Source organism: Streptomyces sp. NPDC048718, assembly GCF_043198875.1.
GTDB lineage: Bacteria > Actinomycetota > Actinomycetes > Streptomycetales > Streptomycetaceae > Streptomyces.
Window position 1 is genome coordinate 18603 of record NZ_JBICVG010000013.1, and the last position, 17011, is coordinate 35613.

General features: G+C 72.0%; 6 protein-coding genes. All 6 read left to right on the plus strand.

Annotated features, from left to right (window positions below):
* Positions 1–13 precede the first annotated feature (13 nt).
* The 6 genes from ACGFRB_RS23770 (at position 14) to ACGFRB_RS23795 (ending at position 16964) form a co-directional block, all read left to right on the plus strand.
* Complete coding sequence (locus ACGFRB_RS23770; RefSeq protein ID WP_393245715.1) at positions 14–2749, plus strand: AAWKG family protein; 2736 nt, start codon at positions 14–16, stop codon at positions 2747–2749.
* Positions 2746–3270, plus strand: coding sequence for a YbaB/EbfC family nucleoid-associated protein (locus ACGFRB_RS23775; RefSeq protein WP_393245717.1), 525 nt, complete (start codon positions 2746–2748; stop codon positions 3268–3270). The genes ACGFRB_RS23770 and ACGFRB_RS23775 overlap by 4 nt, the downstream gene beginning before the upstream one ends.
* A 7-nt stretch (positions 3271–3277) precedes the next feature.
* The gene (locus tag ACGFRB_RS23780) at positions 3278–3619 is read left to right on the plus strand and encodes a hypothetical protein (RefSeq protein WP_393245719.1); all 342 of its coding nucleotides are present in this window, start codon (positions 3278–3280) and stop codon (positions 3617–3619) included.
* Positions 3620–3625: 6 nt separating this feature from the next.
* Positions 3626–14512: a hypothetical protein gene (locus ACGFRB_RS23785; protein WP_393245721.1), complete on the plus strand. Its 10887-nt coding sequence runs from the start codon at positions 3626–3628 to the stop codon at positions 14510–14512.
* Between the two features lie 81 nt (positions 14513–14593).
* Positions 14594–15442: a type VII secretion system-associated protein gene (locus ACGFRB_RS23790; RefSeq protein ID WP_393245723.1), complete on the plus strand. Its 849-nt coding sequence runs from the start codon at positions 14594–14596 to the stop codon at positions 15440–15442.
* A gap of 349 nt (positions 15443–15791) precedes the next feature.
* Positions 15792–16964, plus strand: coding sequence for a ricin-type beta-trefoil lectin domain protein (locus ACGFRB_RS23795; protein ID WP_393245724.1), 1173 nt, complete (start codon positions 15792–15794; stop codon positions 16962–16964).
* Positions 16965–17011 lie beyond the last annotated feature (47 nt).

Consider the following 17011-nt stretch of genomic DNA (forward strand, 5'->3'; position numbering starts at 1 on the left):
GCGGAGCTCGTTCATGGCATCCAACGCCGACACAGACGACTACTGGGCCCAGGCCGTCAGGCTCTACACCGGCTACCCGATGCCGAGCCGGAACGCGCTCTTCGACAAGCTGAAGAGCCGGGAAGGGATCCCGCTGATGCGGGTGAACCTGATGGAACACCTGACCAGGGCCGTGGACAAGAACGACTACGCGGCCTCCTCCGGCTGGCAGGCGTCCCACGGCGAGGACTACCGCATCGCCTTCTACGTGCACCACGGCCAGAAGGATCTCGTGCGGCTCTACACGGCCGACATCGTCTTCATCGGGACCCTCGCCGACAGCGAGGGGAAGAGTCATCTGTCGGAGGGCGGGACGACCCGCGAGGGCGGCGCCTTCAAGGGAAAGTACGGCGACGAATGGGACGACGCGGATCTGTGGCGGTACGTGTCCGCCCCGAAATTCGTCCTCGACGCCCTGGTGAACGACTACAAGACGACGAACTTCTCCTACGGAGGAGCGAGCGTCGAGGACGCCGGTGCCGTCGACCTCACCTCGTTCGACCGGACCGCCGCCTCGTTCGACCGGGCGGCGAAATTCTTCAGCGACCAGTTCCGCACCCTGTCCGCCTGGAAGGACAGCCTGGGCAGCGACAAGGCCGCCTGGAAAGGGGAGTCGGCGGACGTCGTACGCGGACTCGTCGAGACTCTCCACAAGAACTACGAGGGTTACGTGGAGCAGATGGGCGGCCCGGAGAAGAAATACGGCCACGTCATGCTGGGCGGGCACGAGCCCACCTCCGCGTACTCGGAGACGCTGTTCCAGGCCCAGTGGAATCTCCACTGGGAGGCGAGGCTGCTCCAGCAGGCCTGGGCGAACTGGGCCGACACCGCCGAGCACGATCCGCACCGCGCGCTGCTGGAGGAACTGGACGCGGTGACCGCCTGGGTCATCGCGAACAACGTCCCCTACGTCACCGTGAACAGAGAGGACGCGCGGCCCGCCACCTGGAAGGACAACGACGAGGACCTCATCTACACGACGACGAAGAAATTCAACACCGAGCCCGGCTTCACCGAGGAGATTCCCGGACTGGGCCTGCTGGACGACATCAATACCTGGAAGAAGATCGGCGAGCGGGCGGTCGAGCGCTGGAACACCTACATCGACCACTATCTCGTGTCGGTCGCCCGGCAATCCCTTTCCACCCTCGGCAAGGTCTGGGCCGAGAACGCCCACGACCTGGAGCAGCCGGTGGAGACCAAGAGCACCAGGAGTCTGTCGGCCACGTACGAGAAGGAGGAGGCGAAAGCCGAGAAGGAGAAGGCGGAGAAGGCGATCGGCGATGCGGACAAGAAGAACAAGGAGGCATGGGAGAGCCTCAATCAGAATCTCTCCGACGTGGGCGCGAGCAACAAAGACCTCTTCGACGGTCTGAACAACAATCAGAAGCTTCTGAACACCGGTCTGAGCGGGCTCGGCGACAGTCTCGGCAACGGCCTCAGCGGCATCGGCGACAACCTCACGCGAAGCCTGAACCCGGACGGTCTCGGCGGCAGCCTCAAGGACGGTCCGCACCTCGACGGCAACGGCGTCGGGGCCGGCGCGACAGTGCCCCTGAACGGCGGACTGGACGACCTGGTCGCCGGCCTGGGAGACACCCGCCCGGGCGGCGTTCCGCTCGATGTGGGGGGTTCCGTCCCGCTGAACCCGGGTGGGATCGCCCTCAACACGGGCGGGAGTGTCCCCCTCAACCTGCCTTCTTCCCTGCCCTCCCTGTCTTCCTTGTCCTCCTTGCCCCCGCGCTCGTCCACCGGCGGCTCCGTCCCCCTCAACCCGGGTGCGATCCGGACGAACGGACCCCGCCTCGACGCCGACGGCAACCTGGTGCAGACGTATCCGGACGGCACGAAGACGGAGTTCCGGCCCGGTACCGGGGAGTTGGTGACGACCCGTCCGGACGGCAGTACGACCACTACCAAGTTGAACCCCGGCAAGGTCATCACCAACCCGGACGGGAGTCACCTCCGGCTCAACGCGGACGGCACCCTCACGACAGAGTTCTCCGACGGCAGCAAGCAGGTGTTCGACCCGTCCGACGGCACCGTGCGGACCACCCGGCCGGACGGCACCCACACCACGACCCGGCTGAACGACCCCATCGAGCTGCCCGACCGGGCCGGCATGCCGGATCTCTCGCATCTCCCGGATCTGTCCGGGCTTTCGGGGCTGTCGCACGGCGGCTCCTCCCCGCTGAACACCCCGTTCCCCGTCCGCGACACCCTCATCGGCGCGAACCACGCCGACCATGCCGACCACACCGACTACGCCGACTACGACAGCACCCCTTTCACCGGGGGCCGGCTGGGCGGCACCGCCGACGGATACGGGGGAGTGCGGTCCGCTGTGTCCGAGGGGGCGCCGCCAGGCGGCGGCACACCGCTCAACCCCGGCTTCGGCGCGGGCGCGGGCGCCGGGGCGGGCGGGACGAACGCGGAGCGGATGCGCAACGTCCTCAACGACCCGGCCAACATGTCCGTACCACGCGGCCCGGGCACCGCGGGCGCCTTGCTCGACACCGACGCCCTGCCCTTCCGGGGGAGCGGGACCCAGACCACCAGCTCGGGCATGCCCATGGGCGGTGCCCCGATGGGCGGCATGCAGGGCGGCCAGGCCACGGAGAGCGGCGAACGGCAGCGCGCCCACTGGGTGGACGAGGACGAGGACGTATGGGGAACCGAGGAAGGCGGAGCACCGGCGGTGATCGGATGAACGCGCGCACGCACGACGGCACCGCGGACGACGGTCGGACGGAGCCGGACGCCACGGCCGGGGCGAACCCCCTCGCCGAGTCGATCGGCGACCGCCTGGCCGAGGCGCTCGCCGACCTGGAGGCGGTTACGGCCGGCGTGGCCGCGGCCGAGGCCGAGCTGCGCCAGGCCTCGTACACGGTGCGCTCCCGGGACCGGGCGGTGGAGGTCACGGTCGGCTCCCAGGGGCAGCTGACCGGGTTGAGGTTCCTCGACGGCCGGCACCGCACGATGACCGCGGCCGAACTGGCCTCCTCGGTCCTCGGGGCGGCGGCGGAGGCCCGCGACGCGATGTCCCGGCATGTGATGCGGACGATGACGCCGTTCACCTCGGCGCGCCCGGGGCTGCCCGGCATGAAGGGTCTCGACCTCGACTGGGCGGACATCTTCGGTTCCGGTGTCCTTGAGGAGCCGGACACCTCCCGGGTCCGCACCGGCCGGACCCGGCTGCGGGACGAGATCCACGAGGACACAGAGGAGTAGGGAAACAGTGGCGAACGTCTTCTCGGCCGACACCTCGGCCATCAACGCGGCGGCGCGGCTGCACGCCGAGATCGGCGACACCGTCGCGAGGCTGACCGGTGAATTCAGCGCGCTCGTCCGTGAATCCGCCGGCTGGGCCGGCCGGGACGACCGGATGTGGAGCGAGTTGTACCCCCGGGACGTCAAGGACCGCGCGGACGTGGAAGGGGCCTGCGAGGCCCTCGCGCGGGGCGTGGCCAACTCGGCCAAGCTGCTGAACATCAACGCGGTCGTCATCCAGGGGGCCCAGAACGACGCGCTGGAGCTGATCGGCGATCACGCCTCCAAGACCGGCTCCGGAAGGCACTGATCCGTCATGGCGATCACGGTCTCGGAGGAACTCAACAACCTGTTCTACGGACTTCTGGGTGAGAAGATCTTCCAGGCCAGCGAAGACCTCGCCTATCTGAGCCGCAGGCCGTTCCGGTATCTCGCGGACGCGATGTACAAGCTGTCGGACCTCCTGGAGGAGTCCGTCCACCTCGCCCGCCGGGTACTGCCGCCCGGGGTCGCCGAGCAGTACGTCGGTGCGGTGAAGTCGCTGACCGACGACGGAGGAACGAACCATCTCGTCGCGTTCGCCAAGCAGTTGGAGGACATCGCCGAGGGCCGTGTGAAGACCTCGATGGACATCGCGGAGTCCAAGATCCAGCTGGTGATCGAGGCGGTCATCCTCCTGATCGAGCTGGCGGTCCTCGCGGTCATGACCTTCTTCAGCGGCGGCGCCACGGCCGGCAAGACCGCGATCGCCAAGGCCCGTTCGCGGGCCAGGATGCTGCTGATCATGCAAACGCTGGTCAGGCGCAGCCATCTCATGCCGACCCTGAGCGAGGTCCTGGAGGAGGCCTTCAGCACGTTCGCGGCGCGTCTCGCCCTGATCATCACGGCCGACCCCGGCCGCAAGCCGCACGGCTTCGATCTGAAGAACATCCTCATGAGCGGAGCGACCGGAGCCGTCAACTCGCTCTTCGAGCACGTCTTCCACGGCGGCAAAAGCCTCTTCAAGGGGCTCTTCAAGGACACGTTCGACAAGGGGCCCGGCCTCGGCGTGAAGTTCGCCGACGCGGACCGGATGCCCGGACTGAACACCACCCCGGTCCGTAGCACCGCTCTGCCCGGGACGAAGACCCCGGCATCCGGCGGACCGCTTTCCCACGGCGCGAAGATCGGCGGCAAGACCGCCGAGGAAGGCTTCGACGCCACCCTCTCGGCCGGTGCGGAGACCGTCACCGAAGGAGCGCTCTACGGCTCCTGGGAACCGACGACCTTCCACGGCTCCTTCGTCAGCGGCCTGAACACCCAACTGGTCTTCGCGGGAACCGAGAAGTTCAGCCACGGACTGCGCGACCTCACACTCTCCGGGAACGTGAACTCCACCCTGCCGAACACCTCGGCCGGTTCAGCCCAGGACCCCGCGCGGGTCACGGACGAGAAGAGCGGCGGACCGAGCGGCGAGAGGCCCGCGGTCCACGCGGGACCAGGGGACGGCGTACGGATTCCCCCTGCCGGTACGGCCGTTCCGGCCCCGGCGGCGCACGGCCCCGTGGATCCCGCGGTGGCTCCTCCGGCACCGGTCGCGACGCTCTCGCAGACCGACGCCCCGGATGCGTCCCAAGGCTCCGTCCCCCCGACGGTCCAGGGCATGGTCCAGGGCACGCCCCACGGCGCGGCTGACGGCACACCCGGGGTTACGCCGCACGGAACGGGTCCGGCGACGGTGTCCGGCGGCGGGCCCACGCCCGCGCGGAACACGGCGGACGGGGCGGAACACCTTTCCGTCGGTACGACCCCGCCCACGGCACCCGCCGGCGTCGACGGCGACGGCGATGCGGCGACCGTGCCGCCCGCCATCGGGGCGGGGGACGACGACATCCGGCCGGCCACGGGCCTTCCCGCGTCCACCGGCCCCGGCGGCCCCGCGCAGCCGGGGCCCGGCCCGGTCGGTGACGACGGCCCGGCCGTACGGAATCCCACGGACGACCAGGACGAGACGGCCCCCGCCCGGCAGCTCTCCGAGAACGCCGGACCCGGCCCGGTGTCGACGACCGGTACAGGGCCGGTGACAACGGCGCCCATGGGACCGGACGCGCCCGCGAGCCCCGTGACCGCCACCGGATCCGTAACCGCTCCGGTTCTGGCTGAGGGAGGTACACCGAGCCCGCCACCAGTCGGACAGGTCGGACCGGATGTACCGGCGACCCCGGCGGTCAGGGCCGACGGCACCACGGGCCCCGGCACGGGAACGACGCCGCACGCCCCCGCGCAGGGCGCCCCGGACCGGACGAAGCCGGGCTCGCACCAGGAACGGAACGAGGCGGACGCCGCCGCGCCCGAAGTAGCCACGACCCCGACGGCGGACCCGGACACCACGGTCCGCCCCGTCACGCCGGTCACCTCCGGCCCCGTCACGACGACGGATCGGGGCACCGTGGACGGTCAGGACAACGTCGGGGGACCGATCACCCCCCTCGCCCCGGTCGGCACGGTCTCGGCCGCGCCGACACCCCGTCCGTGGCTCGCCACGGACGGCCGGGGCGCCGACCGCCCGCGCTCCGCCGGCGATGTCAAGGAGGCCCCTGAGGCCACAGCGGTTCCGGACGAGATCGGCGAGGGAGAGGCCGACCTCGCCGCCCCCGTGCCGATGACCACCCTGTCCGCGACCGACACCGTCCCGCCCGCCGCTCCGGACACCGGCACCACCGGCACCACGGGCATCACCGACACGACCAGTGCGACCGACATCACCGACACCGCCCTCGCGCCCGCATCCGGCTTCTCCGCCGACCCCGGACACGACGTCCCGATCGACGACACCGACACGGTCGTCGACACCGCCTCCGACTCCGGCGACACTCTCGTCGCCTCCGTCGACGACCTGAAGCCGACGGCCGGCCCGAATGCGGCGGCCGGACCCGACGCCGACCGGTCGGAGTGGACCAGAGAGAAGGTGCGGAGCTGGATCGACTCGCTCACCGCTCCCGCCGGAGGCAAGCCGCACCCTCTGGGTACGGTCGCCGCACAGGACCTGACTGTGCGCATGATGACGGGCTCGTCGCAGGGCGCGGTCCCGCGCATGCGGTACATCCACGAGGCCGACGAGGACTTCGTCTCCTGGAGCGCTCCGGGCCGGACCGTGTGGCGGAACACGGGCGAGGAACCCGGCGACGTCTTTCGCAACGGTTTCCGGGCGCGTAATCCCTCGAACGTCCTGGACATCGTCCAGTGGGTCACCGCGCCGCCCGAGGAAGGGGCCCAGTTCGTCTCGACCACGCGCGACGAGAAGCTGCTGAAGTACACCGACCGGCGCTACCAGTACGAGATCCGGAGCACGGACTCGGGTGTCGACGTTCCCATGACCCTGGACAGCCTGCTCGCGGCCGACCCGGCGCTCGAAGACGACATGCCGCAGCTGACGGTGTACCGCGACGACGAGAAGGAAGTCGCCTTCGTCGGGGGCGTACCCGCCGAGGCCGTCGTCTCCGTGTACGACCGGGACACCGACCGGAGAGGACGGTGGAACGCGACGACGCGGACCGTCGAATGGTCAAAACCCGGCGCGCCTCTCGCGCCGCCACAGCAGGCCGCCACCGGCCCGTCCCTCGCGTACCGGGACGACCGCGGCGACAGCAGTGACAGCAGTGACAGTGACGAACACGGCAACAGTGACAGCGGCAGCGACAGCAGCGACAGCGATGATTACGTGTACGCCGATCCGCTGCGCTCGTTCGCACGGCACTGGGGCAAGAGCCCCGCCGGCCGGGGGCTGCCCGGCCCGGCGCTCACCGCGGTGAGGGACGCGTTCGCGCGTCTGGGCGGTGCTCCGGCCGGAGTGCCGCACCTGGTCGCGAGGCTTGACGCGCACACCGACGACCTCTACGGCCTTTCCCCGGCGGACCGGCACGTCGTGGCCGTCGCCCACCAGATGCTGGAGGGCGACCCGGACGACGTCGAAGCGGCGGTGGAGGACGCGTTCGCCGCGGGCTTCACCTTCACCGGAACCGAGGAGCCCGGCCTGCCGGGGGCCTCGGACGACGGCCGGCCCGCGCCGGCCGCGCCCCTGACGGCCGCGCCCCTCACGACCGAGGACCGGGCGGCGCTGGAGCGGGCCGAGGCATACCTGAGCCGGGTACCCCCGCAGCGGATGGCGCAGGCGGAGCAGTGGGCACGCGCCCAGGTGTCGGCCGACCACGTCTGGTTCCTCGACATGGACCGCCCGGGAGCGGTCGAACGGCGCGAGCTGATAGGGGCGTTCGTCACGCTGCTGAGCCACAGCGTGCTCACGGGCGGGACGGACGGCGCCAGGGCGCGTTCCCTCGAACTGGCCCGGCAGTACGGGACGCGCCGGACCACGGGCCTGCCCGCCGGGGCCGGCCCGGCCCGGGCGGGCGAGGGCCCCGTGCCGCCCGCGGACGGTCCGGTGGCCGGTCCCAGCCGGACCGGCGACCTGGTCTCCGACGGGCTCCCGCCCCGGACGCGCCGGGCGATCGAGATCCTGGCGGAGCATCAGGTGCACCCCCGGCCGGCCCTCGGCACCGACCCGGACACGGTCGCCTTCCGCGAGGTGCAGGACGGCTGGATCACCCGGGTGGCCGAGGCCCTCGGCCCCGACCCGTCTCTGGCCGACGGCCCGCACAACACTCCTGACACCCCCGGGGCTTCCGACACCCCCGGCTCTTCCGACGACTCCGTCGCGCACGCCGTGGCCGCGGCCGTCGCGGAGGAGCGCCGGCTGCTCGCCGAGACCGACCCGCGTTTCGCCGAACAGCCCGGTCTGCGCGGTGGCATGCGTCGCCTGCTGTCGCGTCGGTCCCATCAGCAGCCCGCGCAGTCCTCTCCCGAGCACTCCGGTCAGACCGGTCAGACCAGCCAGCACGACCAGCCGAACGCGACCGACGCGACCGACAGGGCCGCCTCCGTGCCCCAGCGAAGCCGCAGCAGCTGGCTTCCGGTCAGGATGGCCCGGCTCGGATCCGGCGGCTACGGGCTCCCCGGCCTGCTGTGGAACCACGGCGTGGCCGAACGCGAGAAGGCCCTCAGCGCCCGCTACCACGTGGCCATCGGTCCCTCGCCGACCCGTCCGAACGTCCACTTCAGCCACTCCGCCCTGGGCCGGATCGAGGCCGTGCTCGCCGGCCTGCCGACCGAGCACCTCAGGGGGCTGACCGCCATCGCGCCCGGCGTGCCGGAGGACGGAAGCTATACGAGCGAGTACGACGGAGAGCGGCGCGCCGTCGACGTCATCGCGCCCTACGGACTGCCGAGTTGGATCATGGCGCAGTTCAACCGGGGCAGCGACTGGCAGCGTTGGGCGATGGACCGGACGGCCCTCGCCGGTTACGAGCGGCAGATCGACGCGCGCGAGGAGCGGGCCCTCGGGATCTCGGGGCAACCGCGCCGGATCATGGGCGGGGTGTCCGACGTGCTCGCCCACGGCAACTTCATGAAGTGGGTGCTCCGGCACGAGATCGGCCATCATGTCGACCAACTCAGCGACTGGGCCCAGGAACTCGCCGAGCAGGAGCACTTCGGCGGCTGGCGGACGTACGGCGGCAGCTCCGTGATGGTGGTCCGAGCGGCCCTGGGCAAAGCCGGGTTCGGCGAGTCGTACGACCTTGCGGGCATCGACGGGCAGACCTTGCTGGCGCAGGCCGCCGAGGCGTTGCGGCCGGGCGACGTACCGGACCGGTCCGGGCTGTTCGCCGCCCTGGAGGCCAACCACGCCCACCAGTCCGCCGACGTCCGGGAACGGATCAAGCAGGTCGCCGACTTCGGCCGGATGGCCTTCGCACATCCCTGGATGCTGCACGACGGCGGCGGGGACACGCTGGACATCGATGGGCGGATGTACCACGTGGGGCCCGACGGCCAGTGGGTCGGTTACCTGCGCGAGCAGCGTACGAACCACGCGGTGTCCAACTACCAGTACTCCCGGCCGGTCGAGTGGTTCGCCGAGGCGTACGCGGCCTACTACGACCCGGATCCGGACGTCCGCCGGCGACTGCACCCGGAAATGGTGGCGTGGTTCCAGAGCGAACTGCCCGGCCTGCTGGCCCGGCTCGCCCGGGAGGAGGCCTCCGGCGGCGCGGAGCGGCCGCGTGTCTACATGGCCCGGCCGGACGGGGACTGGGCGTCGAAGTCCCATCGCGTGCTCCAGAACGTACTGCTGAACGCGGTGACCCGCGGGGAGACCGGCGCGTCCTACGTACCCGGCCTGCTGAAGGCGCTCGACGTAGCGCGCGCGGGCGCGTCTCGCCCGGGTACGTCCCACCCGGACGCGGACTTTGGCATGCCGCGCGGGACACAGCCCACGCGACTCCCCGATGCCCAGGACCTCGTCGCCCGCCTGACCACCACCGCCGCGGGCGCCCGGCCGAACGAGACCCCCGGCGCCGCGAACGTGGCCCAGGAGCACGGCCACGACCCATCGCGCGCCCCGAGGACGCCCGCCCCGGACACGCCCGTCCCGAGCCCCCAGCACCCGGACCCGGGAACGACGACCGACGGCGTTCCCGCGCCCCGGCCCGACCGGGGCGCGGCACGGAGCGCGCCCCCGTCCGCCGACCCGTTCTCGTCCGCGACCGGTCCCATGGGCGTCGGCGACCCGCACCACCCCACGGAGCGGCAGACACCCCCGGGCTCGCCGACCCCGGACCCGTCCGAGAACGGCGAACCCTCCGAGAGCGGCGCCGACCCGGCCACCCCCGACACCGACACCGACCCCGACCTCAACCCGGGCCCGGACCTCACGGCCGACTTCGACTCCGACGACCTCCCGGCCGGACCCCACGCGCTCTTCACCGACTCCGCCCACCTGGAGCTCTGGGCACCGGACGGTGACGAGGACGCCTTCGTCGTACTGCGCCCGCAGCCGGGCCGGCACAGCGCGCTGACCCTCTCCGACGACCGCACCCTCGCCGTCGGTTCCGAGGGCGACTTCCAGTCCGCCTTCGCGACCCGCGAGGCGGTCGACCGCGCCAACGAGGCCCTGGCGGCGGCGGGCAGCGCCGTCCGCCTCCACTTGGCGGAACGGCATCACGTCGACATCCCCGCAGCCGACGGCCACGAGCCGGTCAGGCTGCACCGGGTCACGCCGCGGCTGCCCGGTGGACCCGACGCGGACGCCCGGAAGCTGACCACCCTGTTGCTCGGCGGCCCGCCCGACCGGATGGTCTTCCGCGACGCCCACGGCGCCACCGCCACGGCCACCACCGACGTCGGCGCCGATACCGATACCGATACCGATACCGATACCGACACCGATCCCGGTGCCGGTGCCGCCGGCCGTCCGAGCGAGCTGCACCGGCTGGTGACGGCGATGGCCGACACCATCGAACAGGGCGGCTACTCACGGGCGTTCCCCGACGCCGAGTGGGCGGCCGAGGCCACGGCGCCCGGGGCGAGGCCGGGGTCCTCGCCCAGGGCGGTCGCGCCCCTGCCCGGTCACCGCTACGCGACCCATCTGAGCGAACAGCCCGAGGCGGTGGCAGTCCTGTCCGCCGCTGTCGGCGTGAACGCGTCGGCCCTGCCCCGGATCGGCGAGGCGCACGCGATCCAGTCCGTCGCGGCACCCGGCGAGAGGGCCCGGGACCTCGCCGCGCACGACCGGAACGTCGGCATCGCGGACGGCACCCGTGGCTACCACTACGGCACCGTCGTCCTGACCAGCGAGGACGGTACGGCCCAGATCACCCTGGAGAGCACCGCCCACCTCGGCGAGCGCGCACGGCTGCTCACCGAAGCGGTCCACCGCAACCTGGACCGTTTCGACGCGGATTCCCTGGCCGACTGGCAGGCGCAGCTCCAGGAGACCCTGGACGCCATGGACGGGGCGGCGGCACCCGGCCCGGAGGGCCACGACCCCCAGGACAGCCACGAGACCCAGGAGGGGCAGGGGACCCGGGAGCCCGGGGAGGATCGCGAACGCGAGCGGGCGGTCGCCGAGTCGATGCTGGATGCCGTCACCCGGCTGGTCGCCCTCAAAGCGGCTCTCGACACGGCGTGGCACGCCACACAAGACCCCCGTAACCCCCGGGACCCCCACCATCCGGCCTACGCCTCCGTGCGGGAGACGGTGGCGGCTCGGGAGCGGGAAGCCGTCGCCGCGTTCGAGTCCTTCCTCACCAGCTCCGGGCTCCCCGACGAGGGCCGGCAGTGGCGCATGCGGCTGGTCCGCCCCTGGCACGGCGAGTCGTTCCACGACCTCGTCGTGGCGGAGACGGGCCTCGTCAACCCGCTGACTGTCGTGGTGGCCGGCGCGCCGAACCGGGCCGTCGACACGACGCCGCCGTACCCGGCCGACGGCTCCGGCGACGACGCCGCGGCAGCCCGCACCGAGGCCGCGCGGGCGGCCGTCCGTACGCTCCCGCCCGCGCGGGACCCGTCCTTCGACCAGAACCGGCATCACCGGCAGCACGAGCACGCGCCGTACGCCGTCGACCCGCTCCCGGGCGTGCGGCACAACGATTTCGTATGGCACACCCTGGGGACCATCGGCCGAGCGCGGCAGAGCGACCCCGGGGGGCAGGGCGACAGCGCCGCCGCGCAGGAGTTCCGCGCCCGGTCGAAACGGATCGAGGACGGCAGGAAGAACGCCAAGGACCTGTCCTACCGTCAGGTCAACAGCGCTCTGCTGAACGGGCCGTCCGCCTATCTGCTGGAAGCGGTGGAGAGCCGCAGGACCTGGGCCGACTCGCTGGATCTCGCCCTCGATCAGGTCAGGGGCGACGACGTCGCGTACGAGAGAGGGGTCTGGCGGAGCAGGGTCGACTACCTTCGCAAGGAAGTGGGCCGTATCCGAGCCGAGTTGAGGGCACGTGACGGGGCCGGGACCCGGCAGCGTGATCCCCGCGCCGGGTGGATCGCCGACCGGGCCGAGGGGGAACACCTGCATGACGCCGTGCACGACCTGTGGATCATGGCCCGGGTCCAGCGGGACGCCGTGCGGCGGGCTCAGGGGAGCGACGGCCCGGCCGCCCCTCCCGCCGTGGTGACCGAGGCGGAACGACGCCACCGCGAGGTGACGACGGCCCTGCACGTCCTGTCCGAACTCGCCGACCGGGACATCCCGTGGCACGAGACCGACCGCCCGGCCCGGCTGGAACTCGTCACGGCCGAACTGCGGACGCGGGACCTCCGCCCGTATCTGACGGAAGCGGCCCTGCACCGGCTGCGGCACCTCGACGGTCAGTGGGGCACCGACTACGGCTTCCACGACTCCGCGCGGGCCGCCGAGACCCTGCGGACGCTGCACCACCATCTGACCTCGCCGGCCATGGCGGCGGTGACCCATGTCGACGGCCGCGATCTGAGGAATCTCACGGAGGACGCCGACGCACCGCTGGATCTCCTCCTGGCCAAGGAGACGGACCCGGGCACACCCGGCGCGGATCCGCTCCCGGCGGTGTCCGCCGCGCTGGTGTCCGCGCGGTGGCAGAGCACGGGAGCGACGCCGGACCAGGGGATCGCGATCCACTGGAAGCAGACGGCGCGCGTGCGGGCCCTGCACATCCCGGTGCCCCCGACCGCGGCCCGGGGCGACGAAGGAGCCTTCGTGCCCATGGACTTGCGGGCCGGCTTCACCCTGTCCTCCCTGCACGCCCTCGTCGTCCGCGGCGACCAGGAGGCCGTACGGCTCGCGCTTGCCGAAGCGACCGGCTACGCCCACGATCCGGTGCTGCTACGGGAACACGGCAGCACCCGATTCGCCGGCTCGGCGCACTTCGGCGTGCTGTTCCCGGGAGCGCTGGGCTGGCAGGACGTGGAACGGGTGGTCGTTCCCCACTGGGACGCGGAGTCCCGGCAGCGGGCCAGACAACTGATGCGCGTACTCGCCGAGTCCGAGGCGGTGACAGCGCACGGCATCCCGGTCGCGTACGGCGAGGCGCCGCCCCCGCTCGGCTCCACGGGCTCCCGCGCGCTCGTGCGTACGCCCGTCATGGCGCGCGACGGCCTCATCGGATTCGATTTCACCCCTCTCACGCGGCGCCCGGAAGCCGCGCTCGACGGCCTGGTGACCGACGAGATCTTCACCGCCGACCCGAAGGCACCGGGCAGGCTGGAGCGGGAGAGCGACGAAGGGGCACCCTGGGCACGGTTCCTGGCCGAGGGCGAACACCCCTTCTTCGTACGGGCCGAGAGGGGTGAGACACCGGGCCGCGTTCTCGTCCAGTCCGGGGACGGCCGCACCCGCGAGGCGACGGCCCGGGAGTTCGCCGCCCAGATCGCGGCCGGCCTTCCGGCCGACACACCCCGCGGCCCCGTCGTGCTTCTCGTCCCCCACGCGGCGGCGGGCTATCTGGAGCTGCCGCGGCACCTCGCGGCACACACCGGACGCGAGGTCTGGGCGTTCACCGGCGACCTCGACGTGATGCGGGACCCGGGCGGCCCGGCGAAGCTCATCACGACCTGGACGGGGCCCCGCCTCCAGCCGGACGGCACCTGGGTGCGCAGCCACCCGGGCGACCTGCGCAAGGCGGCGTCCGGTGATCTCACGTCCGGCGTCGTCGTGACGAGCGACGGGAAGGCCGTTCCCGACACGCTTCTGCGGACCACTCCCGTCAGCCATCCGGACACCTTCCGGCCCGTCGGACGCGCGGCCCACCACCCGGACTTCCAGGCCAAGGAGCAGGGAAATCAGTCCCGCTTCACCCGGCACACCCACTACGAAGTGGTGGACACGTCGGGGACGACGCTGTCCCCGGACGAGGGGGTGCCGCTGCCCTGGGTGCGAACGAAGACAGGGGGAAGGGAACAGGGGCAGGGGCGGTCGGCCGGCGGTGGTGCGAAGCCCAAGAGGCGTTACTTCTGGGACTCCCACGCGAACCGCCGGTTCGTCACCGTGCCGGTGCTCGACGGGAGCGAAGTCCACCTGGACGGGCACGAGTTCAGTGGATTCCTCGCGCGTCGCCCCAGTCTGGGCTCGCTGAAGGTCGTGCTGGTGGCCTGCCGGGCCGGTGACCAGCGCGACGGCGATCCGGCCTTGGCGCAGACCGTGGCGAACAGCACCGGAACCGAGGTGTTCGCCGCGAACGGGGCGGTCTTCGGCAGCCTGGCGGTCGAGGCCGGGGACGACGGGGAGCCGGTGGGGTGGATGCGCTTCACGCCCGAGACGCCGCAGGAGGACGACGAGGCGGGCGGGGCGGGAGCCGGGGAGGCGACGCCGACTCCGCAACCGGGCACCGCCCCAGGACCCGTTGCCGTGTGACCATGAGCGAACACGTGTGACGGGCTGCGGATGATCTCCGCACACGCGGATGCAAGACCACCCTGGAGGGTGACGGAAGACATGACCGACACAGCAGAGACGACGGGACCGGCGCGCGAGGAGCCGCTGCCCGACGTTCCGCCCCGCATCCGGGAGGCCGCCCGCGCGGCCCCCGGCCACTGGTTCGGCATGGTCGATCCCGCCTGGCGGGGAGAGGGTGCTCCGCCGGAGTGGGCCGTGGTCGGCCGGTACCGCTCGGATGCCGGGGGAGAGGTGGTGGAGTGGCTCTACAACGACGACTACCGCCCTTCGCCGAGCGCGCGCGGCTGGCCGGAGCCGACCGATCCGGTCGACGAGGCGATCCAATTGGCCGTCACCGGCTACGGAGCGGAGACGGAGGTGTTCCGGCTGCTCGCGGGGGCTCGGGTCGCCGTACTGCCGACGCCGGATGGGCGGACCGTCACCACCCTGAGCCCCGACGGGGACGCCGTCGTGCCCGTCTTCACCTCCGTCGCGCAGGCGGATTCCTCCGGCCGGTTCGCCACGCGGACCGTCACCGTCGCCGATCTCGTCCGGGACCTGACGGAGGACGTGCCCCTGTACGTGAATCCGGCGGGTGCGGTGAGCATGATCGTCGAACCGGATCGGCTGGTCCCGGCGGACGAGGGCGTGCCCGGGGACGCGGTGGTGGAGACGGAGACGGCAGGGGAGCGGGAGACGGAGAAGCGGGTGGAGTCGGGGGCGGCCGTTCCTGTCCCAGACGAACAGCCTGCGACGGGGGTAACAGGGGCGACGACGGGGGCGACTCAGAGCAGGGCGCCGATGGAGCCCTGTCCGGTGGATTCGGTCGCCGACGGCGCGACGGCACAGACCACGCAGGACTATCTCGTCAGCATCCTGACCGGCGGGTCGGACGACGGCACACGCTGACACTCGGTCGGTCACACCTGTGCACAGGTTTCTCGTGCGACCATGTCCGGCGGGGGCGTCAATCCCGTCACCGTCGTCCTAGAATCGGCGGTGGAACACCGGGTGTTCGCTCGGATCGAAACATGTCCCCGGTCCGGGGTCGCCCACTCGTGGGTGTCACACCTGATGGTCGATTCCCTGTGCCACACCGACCCACCGGAAAGGTGTCATGACGACTTCTCACCCTCACGAGTCTCCGGACGGGTCCGTGGCCGTGACCACCGGGCGGGCCGTCGAGCCTGCCGTCGCGTCATCGGCCGCGGTGGCACCGGAGGAGCCCGCGCCACGCGCGGCGCCCAAGGGCCCCGGCGTGACGGCAGCCGAGCACGCGGTGCCGGGGTCGGCGGATCCGGAGACCGCCTCGGCGGCGAGTGAAGTGTCCGCGACCGGCACGTCCACGAGCGAGACATCCGCGTCCGACCCGTCCGCGACTGAAGCGGCGGAAGACGGATCGGCGGAGACCGGTACGGCGACGGACCATGCGCCGGACCCGGATGCCGAGCGGACGGCGACCGAGACGGTGCCGGGCCGTCCACACAAGAGCCTGCTGGCCGGGGCCGCCATCGTCGGCGCTCTGCTGATCTCCGTTCCCTTCCTGGTCGGCGGAGACGGCGACGGCGGCACCCGGGCGGCCGGGAAGCCGGGTGCCGCCGCGGGCACTGTGCTGGACGGTCAGGGGGGCGTGGTCCCCGGTGTGGTCGGCTCACAGTCCCCGACCCCTCATGCCCCCGGTACACCCGGCAAGCAGGCCCCGAAGGCTGGTGTCACCGGGCCGGACGGCACACCCGCGACCGGCCCGGTGATCCCGCCGTCCCATCCCTCCGCCGACGGGAAGAAGCCCGCGAGCGGGGGAGCGCCGGCCACCGGACGGCATGCCTCGGGGAACGCGGATTCCGGAAAGCGGGCCGCCGGGAGCAAGCACACCGGCGCGGCGGCGTCCGGCACGTCCTCCTCGGGAGCCACGAAGCCCTCGGGCTCGTCAGCCTCCGGCTCGGCATCAGGCTCCGGCTCCGGGTCCGGCTCGGGCTCCGGCGGAACGTCGGGCAAGAGCACGACGCAGCAGACGGCGCCACCGAGCGACCCCTGGCCCGGCGGGGTGCAGATCTACGGTCATGCCTCCAACCGCTGCATCGGCGTCGCCGGTAGCCCGGGCGCGGCGACCGGGTCCGCGCTGGTGATCTGGGACTGTTACGACGTCTCCTATCAGCGGTGGAAGTTCGTCGACGGAACCGTGCGGTCGGAGGGCAAGTGCATGAACGTCGTCGGCGGGTCGAGGGCGAACGGCGCGGCCATCAACTGGACGACCTGCAACGGCTCGGGCGCACAGCAGTTCCGCCTGAACAGCTCGCACGACCTCACCAACCCGCAGTCCGGCAACAAGTGCGTCGACGTCAAGGACATGCGGACGACGAACAACGGCAGTCTGCAGCTGTACACCTGCGCGGGCACGCCCAACCAGAAGTGGAGCGCGCGCACTCCGTGAGCGACGACGAAGAGGTGCCCGTCTCCGCAGGGAGACGGGCACCTCTT